The following is a 14,923-nucleotide window of genomic DNA, read 5'->3' as shown; positions in this document are numbered from 1 at the left end:
ATCGCGTCCCGTGATCCGCGTCCTGTGAACGCGTCCGGTGTTCCGCCGGTCGTCTCAGACGCGTTCCACGATCGTCGCGATGCCCATGCCGCCGCCCACGCAGAGCGTGGCCAGTCCGTACCGCTTGTCCTGCCGCTCCAGCTCGTCGACGAGGGTGCCGAGGATCATCGCTCCGGTCGCGCCGAGCGGGTGGCCGAGCGCGATCGAGCCGCCGTTGACGTTGACCTTGTCGAGCGAGAGACCCATGTCCCGCACGAAGCGGAGCACCACGGCCGCGAACGCCTCGTTGATCTCGACGAGGTCGATGTCGTCGATCGTCAGCCCGGCCCTGGCGAGGGCCTTGCGGGTCGCGGGGGCGGGGCCGGTGAGCATGATGGTGGGCTCGGAGCCGGAGACGGCGGCGGAGACGATCCGGGCGCGCGGGCGCAGACCGTACCGCTCGCCGATCTCCTTGGTGCCGATGGCGACGAGCGAGGCGCCGTCCACGATGCCGGAGGAGTTGCCCGCGTGGTGGACGTGGTCGATCTCCTCTACCCAGTGGTACTCCTGCAGCGCCACCGCGTCGAAGCCGCCCAGGTCGCCGATGTCGGCGAACGACGGCTTCAGCTTCGCGAGCGAGTCGGCCGTCGTGCCGGGACGCATGTACTCGTCGTGGTCGAGCACCACGAGACCGGAGCGGTCGGTGACGGGGACGACGGAGCGGTCGAAACGGCCGTCCTTCCAGGCGGCGGCCGCACGCTCCTGGGACAGTGCCGCGTACTCGTCGACATCGCGCCGGGTGAAGCCCTCGATCGTGGCGATGAGGTCGGCGCCGATGCCCTGCGGTACGAAGTTGACGGCCAGGTTGGTCATCGGGTCGTTGAACCAGGCTCCGCCGTCCGAGGCCATCGGCACCCGGGACATCGACTCGACACCGCCCGCGAGCACCAGGTCCTCCCAGCCCGAACGGACCTTTGCGGCAGCCAGGTTGACGGCCTCCAGGCCCGAGGCACAGAAGCGGTTCTCCTGGACGCCGGCCACCGTGTCCGGCAGCCCGGCGGCGATCGCGGCGGTGCGGGCGATGTCGGAGCCCTGGTCGCCCACCGGGCCCACGACGCCGAGCACGATGTCGTCGACGGCGGCCGGGTCGAGGCCGGGGAAGCGCCGCCGGACCTCGTGGATCAGGCCGACGACGAGGTCGATGGGCTTGGTGCCGTGCAGGGAGCCGTTGGCCTTGCCGCGGCCGCGCGGGGTGCGGATCGCGTCGTACACATACGCTTCGGTGCTCACGAGTCTGGCCTTTCCAGTGCGGGAGGGTGCGGCCCGGGGGCCGGTGTCAGGCGGTGTCCTCGGCGGACGCGTCCGACGGGGAGGCGCCGGCCGGAGGGGAGGCACCGGCGGGAGAGGCGTCCGGCGCCGGGCCGTCCACGACCGACGCGTTCTGCGACAGTCCCGGTATGCCCCAGTCGTGGGCCACGTCGGCGGTGTCGGCGCCCGGCTGCGCGGGTCCGCCGCGGACGGAGGTGTGGGTGGCGGAGAAACGGGGCGCGGGGGCGGGCTGGGTGATGCCGCCGAAGTCGGTGAAGGTGCCACGGGCCGCGAGATGGGGGTGGTGCGGGGCCTCGCTCAGCGACAGGACCGGGGCCACACAGGCGTCGGAGCCCTCGAAGACGGCCGTCCACTCGTCCCTCGTACGGCTTCTGAAGCGGGCCGCGACGCTCTCGCGCAGCTCGCTCCAGGCGGCCACGTCCTTGCGGGCCGGGGCCCGGTCCGCGATGCCGAGGAGGTCGACGAACTCGGCGTAGAACTGCTGTTCAAGGGCGCCGACGGCCATGTACCGGCCGTCGGCCGTCTCGTACGTGCCGTAGAAGGGGCAGCCGCCGTCGAGGAGGTTGGCGGCGCGGCGGTCCTGCCAGCCGCCGGCGGCGAGCATGCCGTGGATCATCGCGGAGAGGTGCGCGGTGCCGTCGACGATGGCCGCGTCCACGACCTGGCCGGCGCCGGTCGCGCGGGCGTGGTGGAGGGCGGCGAGGACGCCGACGACGAGGTAGAGGGAGCCGCCCGCGTAGTCGCCGAGCAGGTTGGCGGGGGCGGGCGGCGGGGTGTCCGCGGGGCCGATCATGCCGAGGGTGCCGGTCAGGGCGATGTAGGCGATGTCGTGCCCGGCGCGCCGGGCGAGCGGGCCCTGCTGGCCCCAGCCGGTCATCCGGCCGTAGACGAGGCGGGGGTTGCGGGCGTGGCAGGTCTCGGGGCCGACACCGAGGCGCTCGGCGACGCCCGGCCGGTAGCCCTCGATCAGGATGTCGGCGCGGTCGGCCAGGTCGAGGACGAGGTCCGGGCCGGCCGGGGACTTCAGGTCGACGATCACCGAGCGCTTGTTGCGGTTGGTGACGTCGTACAGGGGGTTCACGGCGAGGTCCGCGCCGCCCGGCCGGTCGACGCGGACGACGTCGGCGCCGAGGTCGGCGAGGAGCATGGCGGCGAACGGTCCCGGGCCGATGCCCGCGAGTTCCACCACGCGCACACCGGCGAGCGGGCCGTGGCCGGGCGTCTTCGCCACTGTCATCGAGCCCCCATGCTCCGTGACACATTCGATGTGACACCGGTGATGTTAGGAACGGGGTCCACTGCGCACAAGCCCCGAATGAGCAAACGCTTAGTCATTGTGCCCGGAGTCGCCGCACGTGTCAGCCCGCGCGCACCCGGCTTCCGGCGCCGGAGTCAGCGGGCGTCCAGCTCCGCTATCAGCTTCTTCGGAGCGATCACGCGGTAGCTCTCCTCGACCCAGTCGCACAGCAGCTCCACGGCCGGAGCGCCCTTCTCCTCCAGCGGGACGCGCACCCACCCGGCCCTGCCCAGGCCGTACCCCGCGGGCTCGGCGCCGGGGCAGCTCAGGGCGTGGGCATGGGTCTCCTCGTCCCTGAGCTTGACGGTGACGCCCAGCGGATGGCCGCCGTCATCCGTACCGAGGAACACGAACACCTTCTTGTTGACCTTCGCGACGCTCTCGCCCCAGGGGAACTCCTCGACGGCACCGGGCATGGCGAGGGCGAACTCGCGTACCTTCTGCCACTTTTTCAGGGCGTTCCTGGGTACGGTCACGGCCACCTCCGGATCCCGCGCGCTCGGCTGCTCGTCCCTCACGCTAGCCTCAGCCACCGACAACGGCGCGTGGGCGAGTGCTGAGGGGTGCAATGAGCGGGCAGAACAGGCCGGATCGGGCGTACGACGTCGTGCTCTACGGGGCAACGGGGTTCGTCGGGGAACTCACCGCGGAGTATCTCGCCGCGCACGCGCCGAAGGGGCTGCGCTGGGCGATCGCCGGACGCAACGCGGAGAAACTCGCGGCCCTGCGCGAGCGACTGCCCGGCGGTGCGAGCATCGGTGTGCTCCGGGCGGACGGGTCCGATCCGCAGGCAGTGCGCGAACTCGCCCGGCAGGCACGGGTGGTGGCGACGACCGTCGGCCCGTACATCACGCACGGCGAGGAGCTGGTGGCCGCCTGCGCCGACGAGGGCACCGACTATCTGGATCTCACCGGCGAGCCCGAGTTCGTCGACCTGACGTACGTCCGGCACGACGCACGCGCGCGGGAGACCGGCGCCCGGATCGTGCACGCGGCCGGCTTCGACTCGATACCGCACGACCTGGGCGCGTACTTCACCGTGCGGCAGCTCCCGAAGGACGTGCCGATCACCGTGGACGGCTTCGTGCGCGCCGAGGGGATGTTCTCGGGCGGCACGTTCAACTCCGCGCTCACCGGCTTCTCGCGCACCCGGGAGACGATGGCCGCCGCGCGGGACCGCAAGCGGCACGAGCCGCGCACGGTGGGGCGGCGGGCGTACGCGCCGGTGAGCGCGCCCCGGTTCGCCAAGGAGGTCGGGGCGTGGGCGCTGCCGCTGCCGACCATCGACGCGCAGGTGGTGCAGCGCTCGGCGCGCGCCCTGCCCCGCTACGGGCCGGACTTCCGCTACCGCCACTACGCGGCCGTGAAGACCCTGCCCTTCGCGGTGGGCGGGGTCGCGTTCGTCGGCGCGGTCGTCGCCGCGGCCCAGGTTCCGCCGGTGCGGCGCTGGCTGGGCGACCGGCTCAAGCCGGGCGAGGGGCCGAGCGCGGAGAAGCGGGCGAAGAGCTGGTTCTCGGTGCGGTTCGTGGGCGAGGGCGGCGGTCGCCGGGTCTTCACGGAGGTCGCCGGCGGCGACCCCGGCTACGGCGAGACGGCGAAGATGTTCGCCGAGTCCGCCCTGTGCCTGGCCCTCGACGACCTGCCGGCCACGTCGGGGCAGGTCACGACGGCGGTCGCGATGGGGGACGCGCTGATCGAGCGGCTGCGCGCGGCGGGCATCACCTTCCGGGTGGCGGCGTCCCGCTAGCCGACGGCCCCTTCCGGCGTCCTCGGGGCGGGCGGGTGGGCCCTACTGGGCCCACCCCGTCAGGGTGTAGATCATCCCGGCGATCCAGGCCAGCCCCGCGATCAGGGCGAGCAGCAGCCCGGTCGTCACGACCCGCTCGACGGACTGGGTGGGGGCGGCGGCGGGCTTCGGTGCTCGGTGCGTCGTCATACGGCACAGCCTGCCGATCATGACGGGCGCCGGCATCCGTACACGTACTCAGTTCGTACTCAGGTGTCAGGTCCGTACGTACGCGCGAAGACGCCCGGCGCCCGCTCGCGGCCCGGGGCCGGGGCCGGGGTTCAGCCGGTCGTGTCCCGCAGGGCCCGGCGGCAGAGGGAGTCGGCGCGGCGGGTGGTCTCCGGGAGGCGGTAGGCCGGGGTGAGGGCGAGCGTGTGGGCGCAGGCGTTGTCGAGGCTCACCCGGTGGCCGACGGAGACGAAGACCGGCTTGACGCCGTCGCGGGTGCGCAGGGCGCGGCCCACCTCCTCGGTGCCCGCGAGGAGCGGGGCGGCGCTGCCGCGCGGGGTGCCCGGGTCGTCGTGGGTGAAGGTGAAGGGGTTCTTCGCGACGCCGATCGTGGGCAGGCCGGTGAGGACGCCGAGATGGGCGGCGAGGCCGAAGCGGCGCGGGTGGGCGAGGCCGTAGCCGTCGCAGACGACGAGACCGGGGTCGCACGGCAGCGCGTCGAGCGCGGCCAGCACGGTCGGGACCTCACGGAACGCGAGCAGTCCGGGGACGTAGGGGAAGGAGACCTGTCCGACCGCCGTGGCCTCGGCCACCACGTCGAGGGTCGCCGCGTCGAGCACCACGGCCGCCGCCGCGACGACGTCGCGCTCGTCGTCGTAGGCCACGTCCACGCCGGTGACGTACCCGGTGCCGGGCGGTGGTCCGCTCTCGTCGAGGACCACCTTGCCCCGCAACTCGTCCTGCACGGCGAGGGCTTGCTCTTCGGTGGCGGGCCAGCCCGCCGGGATGCGTACGGTCGTCATGGTGCCGACGAGCGTACGCATACCCCCATGGCGCGGAGGTCCGGGGCTATGTGTCGAGGGCGCGCTTGAGCTGGCTCTTGTTCATGTCCGAACGGCCCTGGATGCCGCGCTTCTTAACCTCTTCGTAGAGCTGGTCGCGCGTGGGCCCCTCGGAGCCCTGGTGCGAGCGCTGACCGCCGCGCCTGCTCGACGACATGTCCTGCGTGGAGGTGCGGCTCGCGGTCCTGGACTCCCCGGACCGGGCGCGTTCCTTGTTGACCGTCCGGGCGGCGATCTCCTTGGCGCGCGACTCGCTCTCGCCCCGGTCCTCGGCGCTCTCCTTGATGTGCTCGTACTGGCGTTCCCTCTTGGGGCTCGAACCGCGTGGCATGCAGATCACTCCCTTCGTGATTCGAACACGCCACGGGTACCCAGCACCGCCGGAACAACCCCGCGGCGATCAGTTCTCCAGCCGGGCCACGCGCCCCTTCTCGCCCGCCGCCCAGCAGCCCCGGTCCGCGGCGCAGTCGACGGTGTCGTACGAGCCGGTGTCGACCGTGCGCCAGGTGCGGCCCCCGTCGGTGGTGACGTCGGTGCCGGTGGGGCCGACGGCGAGAGCGGTCGTACGGCTGTACGGGAGCCAGGCGACCCCGGAGCGGTAGGCGGGCGACGGCTGCGCGGCGGGTTTCCAGGTGCGGCCGGTGTCCCCGGTGGTGGCCGCGGCCCGGGGGGACGGCTGGTCGGCGCGGTAGTCGCCGCCGACGGCGATGCCGTGCGCCCGGTCGCGGAAGGCGAGCGCGAAGACGCCCCGGGCAGGATCGCCGGCCGGTACGGGGGTGTCGGCGGCCGTCCAGGTCAGCCCGCGGTCGGCGCTGTGCAGCACCCGCGCGCGTGCGGCCCCGCCCGTCGCGAGCCAGACATCGCGCGAACCGGAACCGACCAGGCACTGACCGCTCGCGGCGAAGCCGGCCTCTCCCTCCAGGGCCGCGGGCATGCCCTCGTTCGGCAGGACCGACCAGGACCGGCCGCCGTCCTTCGTGGACAGGATGCGGAACTTCCCGTCGACCGGGTCGCTCATGGCGAGTCCGTGGCGGGGGTCGAAGAAGGTGAGGCAGTCGTAGAAGGCGCGCGGGTCGGTGTTCCGGAACGACTCGGTCCATGTCGCACCGCCGTCGTCCGTGCGGTACACGCGGGATGCCTCTCCCTCCCCGATGGCGAGTACGACCGCCCTGCGTGCGTCGAATGCCTCGATGTCCCGGAACTGCAACTCCCGTGCGCCGGGCGGTGAGACGTCGCGCCAGGTCCTGCCCCCGTCGCCGGTGCGCAGCACGGTCCCCGCGGAACCCGCCAGCCAGGCACTGTTCCGGCTGACGGCGGCCAGACCGCGAAAGCGCGCGTCGGTGCCGGTCCGCTTCGGTTCCCAGTGCGGTGGCCGGTCACCCTCCCCGTGCGCCTGCGCGGGCACCGCCAGGGCGGCGGCGAGCACCACCGCGGCCAGGCCCGTCGCCATCGTCCGACTCGTCCGACTCATCCGCCTCGACTGCCCCAAGCCCCTCATGGCGGGCGAAGCTAGTGCACCGATCCGGTGCCGTCCAGATGGCCTCCGCGGGAACCGCGGGGCGGCGTCCGGTGTCCTCTCCCATGTCCCGGAACACGCGATGAGAAATCGATCACCTCGGTGATTGGGTTCGGTGACAGAGGTCACTCGACCCTCATGTGCACGGATCGGCCCGATCCGGCGTCTTCTGAAGTGCCCGGCCTCAGTCATCCGGAATCCGTCCACCCGTCACAAGGGAGCAAGGCGTTGTCCACCGTCATCGAGCAGCCCGTAGAGGCCCGTCTCGTCGCCGCCGCGCCGCGGATGCCGAGCATTCCCGCCACGCTCCACTACGACCGTCGCGACCCCTTCGCCGTCCGTATGACCTTCCCCGCCCCGGCCACGCTGGAGGGCGTCGAGGTCTGCTGGACCTTCGCCCGTGAACTGCTGGTGACCGGGATGGAGGAGTCCGTGGGCTACGGGGACGTCCGCGTCCGCCCGTACGGCTACGAGCGGCTGGTCCTGGAGTTCCACGCTCCCGAGGGCACCGCCGTGGTGCATGTCCACACCGGTGAGGTACGGCGCTTTCTGGACAGCACGATCGATCTGGTGCCGCTCGGCCTGGAGCACCACCAGGTCGACCTCGACCACGACCTGGCGCAGCTGATGCGCGACGCCTGCTGAGGCCCCGCCCGACGACGCCCGCAGAGGCCCCTCCCCACTCCCCCACCCCCGCTGCGCCGCCCCCATGAGCGGGCCGCGCGTTAATGCGTTGACAGCCTTCCGGCCCCCTCCGTACGTTGGTTCACGGTCCTGTTGCCGTCGATTGGAGAAGGACGTTGCTCGTCTGAGGTCCTGAGACACCGCGTCACACACCCCGCCGTATCCCGGCGCCCGCGTGTGTGCGTTGCGTGCGACCTCGGCGTCAGAGCCGTCCTGCCGGCAGCGGGTTCTTCCACCCCTCCGTCACGTCGCCCCGCGGTGTTTCGAACGCGTCGCCCCTGGCCGCTTCCCGCACCCGCGAGGTTCCTCATGTCTACTCCCCTCTCTCTCACCTGTACGTCCCTGTCGTTCGCCTGGCCCGACGGCACCCCCGTCCTGGAGGATCTGCAGGTCGCCTTCGGACCCGGCCGGACCGGGCTCGTCGGTGTCAACGGCTCAGGCAAATCAACCCTGTTGAAGCTGATCGCCGGGGAACTCAGCCCGACCGAGGGCACCGTCCGCGTGGCCGGTGAGGTCGGCTACCTCCCGCAGAACGTCACGCTCGACACCGGCCTGCGCGTCGACGAGGCGCTCGGTATCGCCGCCGCCCGTGCCGCGCTGCACGCCATCGAGGCGGGTGACGTGGCCGAGGAGCACTTCGCGACGATCGGCGACGACTGGGACGTGGAGGAACGCGCCCTGGCGACGCTCGGACAGCTGGGCCTCGGCCACGTCGACCTGGACCGCACGATCGGCGAGGTCTCCGGCGGGGAGTCGGTGCTGCTGCGCCTGGCCGCGCTGCTGCTGCGCCGGCCCGACGTCCTCCTGCTGGACGAGCCGACCAACAACCTCGACCTGTTCGCACGGCGCCGGCTGTACGAAGCCGTCGAGGCGTGGTCCGGGGTCATGGTCGTGGTCAGCCACGACCGTGAACTCCTGGACCTGGTCGACCAGATCGCAGATCTGCACGCCGGCGAGGTCACCTGGTACGGCGGCAACTTCTCCGCCTACGAGGAGGCCCTCGCCACCGAACAGGAGGCCGCCGAGCGGATGGTGCGGGTCGCCGAGACCGACCTGAAGAAGCAGAAGCGCGAACTGATCGACGCCCAGGTCAAGTTGGCCCGCCGCAAAAAGTTCGGGCAGAAGATGCAGGACCAGAAGCGGGTACCGAAGATCGTGGCCGGGGCGCGCAAGCGCGCCGCTCAGGAGTCCGCGGGCAAGCACCGCATCCTGCACGAGGAGCGGCTCGCCGGGGCGAAGGAGCGGCTCGACGAGGCGGTGGAGGCGGTACGGGACGAGGACGAGATCCGCGTCGAGCTGCCGTACACGGCCGTACCCCCGGGCCGCACCGTCCTCACCCTGCTGGACCTGGAGCTGAGATACGGCGCCCGGGTGAAGGGCGGGCTCGACCTGCGCGGGCCGGAGCGGATCGCGTTGATCGGCCGCAACGGCTCGGGCAAGACCACGCTGCTGCGGACGATCGCGGGCGAGCTGGAGCCGGTGAGCGGCGAGACGACGGCGCATGTCCCGATGCGGTTCCTGCCGCAGCGGCTCGACGTCCTCGACGACGAGCTGACGGTCGCCGAGAACGTGGCCCGGTTCGCGCCGGACGCCACCAACAACCGGATCCGGGCCCGTCTCGCCCGCTTCCTGTTCCGGGGCGCCCGCGCCGACCAGCCGGCGGCGACGCTGTCCGGCGGGGAACGCTTCCGGGCCGCCCTCGCCGCACTGATGCTCGCCGAGCCCGCCCCGCAGCTGCTGATGCTGGACGAGCCGACGAACAACCTCGACATGGCGAGCGTGCGGCAGCTGACGACCGCGCTGGAGTCGTACGAGGGGGCGCTGATCGTGGCCAGCCACGACCTGCCGTTCCTGGAGTCGATCGGGATCACCCGGTGGCTGCTGATGGAGGAGGGAGAGCTGCGGGCCACGACACCGGAGGAGATCGAGGCGGCCGGCTGATACGGCGAGCCCGGCGCGGACACCCGCGCCGGGCCCGGCTACCGCCGAGTATCTCAGTCGGGCCACAGCCTGGCTCCGGTGGTTTTGTCCTCGTGCGCCGGGGCTGCATGATGGCCAACCGGCGTCGCTTCACGCGCGCCGGGAAACCGTCGTTCGATTCGGAGTCACCCACGTGCCCAGCAGGAAAGCCCTCGTCCGCCGTCCCAGCCCCCGTCTGGCCGAGGGCCTCGTCACGCACGTCGAACGCACCGAGGTGGACGTCGACCTCGCGGTCGAGCAGTGGGAGGCGTACAGGAAGGCCCTGCGCGAGCACGGCTGGGAGACGATCGAGGTGGAGCCGGCCGACGACTGCCCGGACTCGGTGTTCGTCGAGGACACCGTGGTGATGTACAAGAACGTGGCCCTGATCGCGCGCCCCGGCGCCGAGTCCCGGCGGGAGGAGACCGAGGGGATCGAGGAGGCCGTGGCCGCGCTCGGCTGCTCGGTGAACTGGGTCTGGGAACCCGGCACGCTGGAGGGCGGCGACGTCCTCAAGGTCGGCGACACCGTCTTCGTCGGGCGCGGCGGGCGGACGAACGCGGCCGGGGTGCAGCAGCTGCGGGCCGCGTTCGAGCCGCTGGGGGCGCGGGTCGTCTCCGCGCCCGTGAGCAAGGTGCTGCATCTGAAGTCGGCGGTCACCGCGCTGCCCGACGGCACGGTCGTCGGGCACATCCCGAAGATGGACACGCCCTCGCTGTTCGGCCGCTTCCTGCCGGTGCCCGAGGAGGCCGGAGCGCATGTGGTGCTCCTCGGCGGCGACAAGCTGCTGATGGCGGCCAGCGCGCCGAAGACGGCGGAGCTGTACGCGGACCTCGGGTACGAGCCTGTCGTGGTCGACATCAGCGAGTTCGAGAAGCTGGAGGGCTGTGTGACATGCCTCTCGGTGCGGCTGCGGGGGCTGTACGCCTGAGCGGATGATCCTTCACGCTTCCGGCCCCGGGACCTGCGGCTCCACGGGGCCTTCGGCGTGCCCGCCAAAGCCTTGCGGCACCCCGCTGATCAGCACTCTTTACGGCGCTCTTAACCTACGGCATCGTAACCTACGGATTCGTAGCCTACGATGCCGTAGGTTCAGGCCACCCGCCCGTGGCCGACAAGAAGACAAGCCCCCTGTTCGTCCCCCTGGAGCATTTGTGTCGATCACTTCTCCTCACCTCGGCAGCCCGTCCAGCGAATGGACCGACGCGCGCCTGCTGTACGCGCTGGAGGAAGTCGTCGAGAAGGAACTGAACCGGCATCTCAAGGTCACCAAGAACTGGATGCCGCACGAGTACGTGCCGTGGAGCGACGGCCGCAACTTCCCCGGCTTCTTCGAGGACGGCGAGGCCTGGGAGAAGGGGCAGTCGAAGGTCACCGAGGTCGGCCGGATCGCCCTCGTGGTGAACCTCCTGACCGAGGACAACCTGCCGAGCTACCACCACGAGATCGCCACCCTCTTCGGCCGTGACGGCGCCTGGGGCACCTGGGTGCACCGCTGGACCGCGGAGGAGGGCCGGCACGGCATCGTGATGCGCGACTACCTGCTCGCCTCGCGCGCGGTGGACCCGGACAAGCTCGAAGAGTTCCGCATGTCCCACATGGGCGAGGGCTTCGAGTCGGACAACCGGCACTCGATGCTGCACACGGTCGCGTACGTCGCCTTCCAGGAGCTGGCCACCCGCGTCTCGCACCGCAACACCGGCCACCACTCCGGTGACCCCGTGTGCGACCGCATGCTGGCGCGCATCGCGGCCGACGAGAACCTCCACATGATCTTCTACCGGAACCTGCTGAAGGCGGCGTTCGAGTTCGCCCCCGACCTCACCATGCAGGCTGTCCGCGACGTCGTCGTGAACTTCCGGATGCCCGGCCACGGCATGCCCGGCTTCGAGCGCGCCGCCGCGCAGATGGCCATCGGCGAGGTCTACAACATGCGCATCCACCACGACGACGTCCTCGCGCCCGTCATCCGCTTCCTGAAGATCATGGAGATCGACGGCCTCGGCCCCGAGGGCATGAAGGCCCAGGAGGAGCTCGGCCTCTACATGGGCGGGCTCGACGCGGAGGCCCGCAAGTTCGACGAGAAGCTCGCGGCCCGCAAGGCGCGGATGGCGGCTCGCGCGGGGGCCTGACCGACGCGGTCCGGCCCGCATGGGCGGACAGGGGGCGGGGCGGCCGGATTCGAACCGACGTGTTCCGGTTTTGGAGACCGGCGCGTCTGCCTCTGCGCTACGGCCCCGCCTTGCGGGCCACCCTAGCCTCCGCACTCACCACTCCGCCTCCCGATAGTCCTTGAGGAACACGCCCGACACCGGGTCGCCCGCCTCGCCACGCACGATCGGGTCGTAGACGCGGGCCGCGCCGTCGACGATGTCGAGCGGGGTGCGAAAGCCTGCGCCGGACATGCGCTGTTTCTTCGGGGCCGGGTTCTCGTCGGTGATCCAGCCGGTGTCGACGGCGCACATGTGCACGCCCTGGTCGGCCAGTTCGGCCGCACTGGTGCGGGTGAGCATGTTGAGCGCGGCCTTCGCCATGTTGGTGTGCGGATGCCCGGCGGTCTTGTTGCGCACGGCGAAACGGCCCTCGACGGCTGTCACGTTGACCACGTACCGGCGTCGGCGCGGGCCGGCGAGCAACAGCGGCAGCAAGCGGTCGCACAGGAGCGCTGGGGCGAGGGAGTTGACCAGCTGGGTCTCCAGGACCTCCGCCGGGTCGAGTGCGCCGAGCCGCGCCGACCAGGAGTTCTCCGGGGAGGGGTCGGGCAGCAGCCCGGCCTCGTCGGCCTCGCGCAACGCGACGGGCAGCGCGGCGGCCCCGTCCGGAAGCATCCGCAGCGGGGTGAACCCGGGTGCCTGCCGCGCCCCTTCGGGCAGCGCGTCGAACTCTCCCCCGGCCAGCAGCGCGTAGGACTCCGGTGGCCGCCGTATCGTCTGGGCCGCGTTGTTCACCAGGATGTCGAGCGGCTCGCCCTCCTGCCGCAACTGCTCGCACAGGCCCAGCACCTGGCGCGGGTCCCGCAGATCGACGGCGACGACGGTCAGCCGGTCGAGCCACTTCTCGGCTCCGGGCTGGGCCCGGAAACGGCGTACGGTGTCGTGCGGGAAGCGGCTGGTGACGAGCAGGTCGACGCCGTCGCGCAGCATCATCAGCGCCAGCTGGAAGCCGATCTTCACCCGGCCGCCGGTGAGCAGCGCACGGCGGCCGCTCAGGTCGGTGCTCAGAGCGCGTCGCGCGGTGTTGTCGGCGGCGCATCGCGGGCACAGCCGGTGGTAGAAGGAGTCGACCTGTCGATACGACGTCTTGCAGACGTAGCAGTGACGCGACTTGTGGAGCACTCCCCCGTCGCCCGCCGCCGCTGGTGACAGCGGAGCGTCCTCGCGCCGCGAGAGGGCTCCGGTGGCGGTCGCGGTCATCACGGCGGCGTCCGCGGCGGACTTCTCGGCGCTGAGCGCCCTACGGCGCCGCCTCCATCCGTCGCGTGCGAAGGACGCGGCGACCCGCTCGGTCCTCAGCCGCACGGGGTCGTCCACGGGCAACGCCCGCAGCCTGCCGACCGTACGGTGAAAGGCCGCCAGCTCCTCCTCGGTGATCCCGCCGCTCTCGCCCATGCGTGCCCCCGCCCGCGTGCCCGTGCCCCGTACCGCTGTCCCGGCCGCACCCACGCGGCCGTCGGACCCGTGGCACGCCGGGCACCGCGGAAGATGTCGAGCGCGGTGCGGACGACCGGATTCGTACCGGGTTCTCGCCCTGCCGAGGCGGTGCGACTGCCTCTGCGCCACCTCCGAACCGCGCTTGAGGATCCTATGCGACCGCCCGGGACGGGGCCCACCGATTTCCTCCGACCCGCCTACGTCGACGGGCGGTTCACCTGCGGTCCGACGAGGGTCGCGGCCGTGGGGGTGAGGGGGCCCGGTGTCGTGGGGGTGAGTGGGGGTCCGGTGTCGTGGGTCAGCCGTTCTCGGCGCGCCGGAGCCGTAGCCTCTCCTTCTCGGACAGCCCGCCCCAGACGCCGAACCGCTCGTCGTGGGACAGGGCGTATTCCAGACATGCGGTGCGCATCTCGCACATCCCGCAGATGCGCTTCGCCTCACGCACCGAACTGCCGGGCTCGGGAAAGAAGAAGTCGGCCCCCGTCTGCGCACACAGCGCGCGCTCCTGCCAGGCGCTGTCGATCGGGGTGATCGTGTCATAGTGCATGCGCAGCATCGTGTCGCGCGCCGAAAAACGTTCGATCAACGCGGCATCAACACGACGGCCCGGGCCTGACATGGTCCCCCGGGGCGGTGGACCGACGCACGACGGCGCGCTGAGCGGGGTCCACGGGAAACGAAGCCATCGGACGTGACGTGAGGCGGGCGATCGTCCGTGGACGGTGCCAGACTCGGCGGTACAGGACATGGGCCCTCGCACCCCCTCGGAGGAGCGCAGCAATGCTCACCACCCGTTACGTCACCGGCGCCCCGAACTGGATCGACCTCGCCACCCCCGACATCGAAGGCGCCGCCGGCTTCTACCAGGATCTCTTCGGCTGGCGGTTCCGGCCGGCCGGCCCCGACATGGGCGGCTACGGCTTCTTCCAGCTCGACGGCCGCACCGCCGCGGCCGGCATGCAGAACCCGCCGGAACAGGGCCCCCCGTCCTGGAACGTCTACTTCCGGACGCCGGACGCCGAGGCCACGGTCAAGGCGGTCGAGCAGGCCCACGGTTCGGTGCTGCTGCGGCCCATGGACGTCGCCGACGAGGGCCGCATGGCGATCCTCGCCGACCGGGCGGGTGTCCCCTTCGGTGTCTGGGAGCCCCGTGGCAACAAGGGCCTCGACGTCGTCACCGACCCGGGCGCGCTGTGCTGGCTGGAGCTGCACACCCCGGACCTGCCCGCGGCGGCCGGGTTCTTCCACTCTGTGTTCGGCTGGGAGACCTACGCGATCGACGTCGGCGGCGGCAGCTACACCTGCGTCAGTCCGTCGGGGACCGAGCCGAGTGCCATGTTCGGCGGCATCGTCCCGCTCGACGAGGACCCGGGCGAGGCGGAGTCCGGACCGCACTGGCTGCCGTACTTCGAGGTCCCGGACCCGGACGCCGCGGTGAGCAGGACGCGGGAGCTGGGTGGCAGCGTCCACGCACCCGCCACGGACCTCGCGGGCGCGGGGCGCTTCGCCCGGCTCGCCGACCCGTACGGGGCTCGGTTCGCGGTGATCCGGAGCGAGCGGCCGCAGGGCTGATTCCCGCCTGCCGTCAGGTGCTCCGCCCGGACATCGGGCTCGGACGCCGTTCGGTCTGTCGTCATCTCATGAAGACACGAAAGTCTTGAGAGCGCTCTCAGTCATAAGTCTTGACGGCCCAACTTCCCCTGGGAACAGTGG

The 14,923-nt window shown here is 71.8% G+C and carries 15 protein-coding genes and 1 tRNA gene; 6 read left to right on the top strand and 10 right to left on the bottom strand.

Annotated elements, in window-relative coordinates; translation table 11 throughout:
* Positions 1–54: 54 nt before the first annotated feature.
* The 3 genes from ACWCRJ_RS25710 to ACWCRJ_RS25700 all read right to left on the bottom strand — a co-directional run bounded on the left by ACWCRJ_RS25710 (position 55) and on the right by ACWCRJ_RS25700 (position 3,081).
* Complete coding sequence (locus ACWCRJ_RS25710) at positions 55–1,269, bottom strand: acetyl-CoA C-acetyltransferase (protein ID WP_450941496.1); 1,215 nt, start codon at positions 1,267–1,269, stop codon at positions 55–57.
* Positions 1,270–1,315: 46 nt separating this feature from the next.
* On the bottom strand, positions 1,316–2,545 hold the full coding sequence (locus ACWCRJ_RS25705) for a CaiB/BaiF CoA transferase family protein (protein WP_450941495.1): 1,230 nt from the start codon (positions 2,543–2,545) through the stop codon (positions 1,316–1,318).
* 155 nt (positions 2,546–2,700) lie between these two features.
* Positions 2,701–3,081, bottom strand: a complete 381-nt coding sequence (locus ACWCRJ_RS25700; protein WP_450941494.1) for an MmcQ/YjbR family DNA-binding protein — start codon at positions 3,079–3,081, stop codon at positions 2,701–2,703.
* 92 nt (positions 3,082–3,173) lie between these two features.
* Between ACWCRJ_RS25700 and ACWCRJ_RS25695 the strand changes: the two genes are divergently transcribed.
* Positions 3,174–4,352 carry a saccharopine dehydrogenase family protein gene (locus ACWCRJ_RS25695; RefSeq protein ID WP_450941493.1) on the top strand — a complete coding sequence of 393 codons (1,179 nt, stop codon included), beginning with the start codon at positions 3,174–3,176 and terminating at the stop codon, positions 4,350–4,352.
* A 42-nt stretch (positions 4,353–4,394) separates the two neighbouring features.
* On the opposite strand, the gene mmpA is transcribed toward ACWCRJ_RS25695, so the two are convergent.
* The 4 genes from mmpA to ACWCRJ_RS25675 all read right to left on the bottom strand — a co-directional run bounded on the left by mmpA (position 4,395) and on the right by ACWCRJ_RS25675 (position 6,851).
* Positions 4,395–4,541, bottom strand: a complete 147-nt coding sequence (gene mmpA, locus ACWCRJ_RS25690) for a morphogenic membrane protein MmpA (RefSeq protein ID WP_450941492.1) — start codon at positions 4,539–4,541, stop codon at positions 4,395–4,397.
* Positions 4,542–4,672: 131 nt separating this feature from the next.
* Positions 4,673–5,362 carry an endonuclease V gene (locus tag ACWCRJ_RS25685; protein WP_450941568.1) on the bottom strand — a complete coding sequence of 230 codons (690 nt, stop codon included), beginning with the start codon at positions 5,360–5,362 and terminating at the stop codon, positions 4,673–4,675.
* Positions 5,363–5,408: 46 nt separating this feature from the next.
* On the bottom strand, positions 5,409–5,732 hold the full coding sequence (locus tag ACWCRJ_RS25680) for a plasmid stabilization protein (protein WP_450941491.1): 324 nt from the start codon (positions 5,730–5,732) through the stop codon (positions 5,409–5,411).
* 69 nt (positions 5,733–5,801) lie between these two features.
* Entirely contained in the window at positions 5,802–6,851 is a 1,050-nt protein-coding gene (locus tag ACWCRJ_RS25675) for a WD40/YVTN/BNR-like repeat-containing protein (RefSeq protein WP_450941490.1), read from the bottom strand.
* A gap of 294 nt (positions 6,852–7,145) precedes the next feature.
* On the opposite strand from ACWCRJ_RS25675, the gene ACWCRJ_RS25670 reads away from it, so the two are divergent.
* From ACWCRJ_RS25670 to ACWCRJ_RS25655, 4 genes are all read left to right on the top strand, one after another.
* Positions 7,146–7,562, top strand: coding sequence for a spore wall synthesis regulator SsgD (locus ACWCRJ_RS25670; RefSeq protein WP_005484659.1), 417 nt, complete (start codon positions 7,146–7,148; stop codon positions 7,560–7,562).
* A gap of 348 nt (positions 7,563–7,910) precedes the next feature.
* Positions 7,911–9,542: an ABC-F family ATP-binding cassette domain-containing protein gene (locus ACWCRJ_RS25665; RefSeq protein ID WP_450941489.1), complete on the top strand. Its 1,632-nt coding sequence runs from the start codon at positions 7,911–7,913 to the stop codon at positions 9,540–9,542.
* A 172-nt stretch (positions 9,543–9,714) separates the two neighbouring features.
* A complete protein-coding gene (gene ddaH / locus ACWCRJ_RS25660; protein WP_450941488.1) occupies positions 9,715–10,491 on the top strand; it encodes a dimethylargininase in 777 nt (258 codons plus the stop codon).
* 223 nt (positions 10,492–10,714) lie between these two features.
* Positions 10,715–11,692: an acyl-ACP desaturase gene (locus ACWCRJ_RS25655; RefSeq protein WP_046914536.1), complete on the top strand. Its 978-nt coding sequence runs from the start codon at positions 10,715–10,717 to the stop codon at positions 11,690–11,692.
* 33 nt (positions 11,693–11,725) lie between these two features.
* Here the strand turns inward: ACWCRJ_RS25655 and ACWCRJ_RS25650 are convergent.
* The 3 genes from ACWCRJ_RS25650 to ACWCRJ_RS25640 all read right to left on the bottom strand — a co-directional run bounded on the left by ACWCRJ_RS25650 (position 11,726) and on the right by ACWCRJ_RS25640 (position 13,757).
* Positions 11,726–11,801 (bottom strand) — tRNA-Trp (locus ACWCRJ_RS25650).
* Positions 11,802–11,827: 26 nt separating this feature from the next.
* A complete protein-coding gene (locus ACWCRJ_RS25645) occupies positions 11,828–13,168 on the bottom strand; it encodes an SDR family NAD(P)-dependent oxidoreductase (RefSeq protein ID WP_450941487.1) in 1,341 nt (446 codons plus the stop codon).
* 340 nt (positions 13,169–13,508) lie between these two features.
* A complete protein-coding gene (locus tag ACWCRJ_RS25640) occupies positions 13,509–13,757 on the bottom strand; it encodes a WhiB family transcriptional regulator (RefSeq protein WP_028796893.1) in 249 nt (82 codons plus the stop codon).
* 233 nt (positions 13,758–13,990) lie between these two features.
* Here ACWCRJ_RS25640 and ACWCRJ_RS25635 point away from each other — a divergent pair, with 233 nt between their 5' ends.
* On the top strand, positions 13,991–14,782 hold the full coding sequence (locus ACWCRJ_RS25635) for a VOC family protein (RefSeq protein ID WP_450941486.1): 792 nt from the start codon (positions 13,991–13,993) through the stop codon (positions 14,780–14,782).
* Positions 14,783–14,923 lie beyond the last annotated feature (141 nt).

The organism is Streptomyces sp. NPDC002324, assembly GCF_053593335.1.
The sequence above is the reverse complement of the archived record's forward strand: the minus strand, read 5'-3'. Positions and strand labels throughout refer to the sequence as shown.

Bases quoted from the DNA above. Each gene is read 5' to 3' on its own strand.
- ACWCRJ_RS25705 (WP_450941495.1), bottom strand. From the start codon at position 2,545: ATGACAGTGGCGAAGACGCCCGGCCACGGCCCGCTCGCCGGTGTGCGC.
- ACWCRJ_RS25695 (WP_450941493.1), top strand. From the start codon at position 3,174: ATGAGCGGGCAGAACAGGCCGGATCGGGCGTACGACGTCGTGCTCTAC.
- mmpA (WP_450941492.1), bottom strand. From the start codon at position 4,541: ATGACGACGCACCGAGCACCGAAGCCCGCCGCCGCCCCCACCCAGTCC.
- ACWCRJ_RS25685 (WP_450941568.1), bottom strand. From the start codon at position 5,362: ATGACGACCGTACGCATCCCGGCGGGCTGGCCCGCCACCGAAGAGCAA.
- ACWCRJ_RS25680 (WP_450941491.1), bottom strand. From the start codon at position 5,732: ATGCCACGCGGTTCGAGCCCCAAGAGGGAACGCCAGTACGAGCACATC.
- ACWCRJ_RS25675 (WP_450941490.1), bottom strand. From the start codon at position 6,851: ATGGCGACGGGCCTGGCCGCGGTGGTGCTCGCCGCCGCCCTGGCGGTG.
- ACWCRJ_RS25665 (WP_450941489.1), top strand. From the start codon at position 7,911: ATGTCTACTCCCCTCTCTCTCACCTGTACGTCCCTGTCGTTCGCCTGG.
- ACWCRJ_RS25645 (WP_450941487.1), bottom strand. From the start codon at position 13,168: ATGGGCGAGAGCGGCGGGATCACCGAGGAGGAGCTGGCGGCCTTTCAC.
- ACWCRJ_RS25640 (WP_028796893.1), bottom strand. From the start codon at position 13,757: ATGCACTATGACACGATCACCCCGATCGACAGCGCCTGGCAGGAGCGC.
- ACWCRJ_RS25635 (WP_450941486.1), top strand. From the start codon at position 13,991: ATGCTCACCACCCGTTACGTCACCGGCGCCCCGAACTGGATCGACCTC.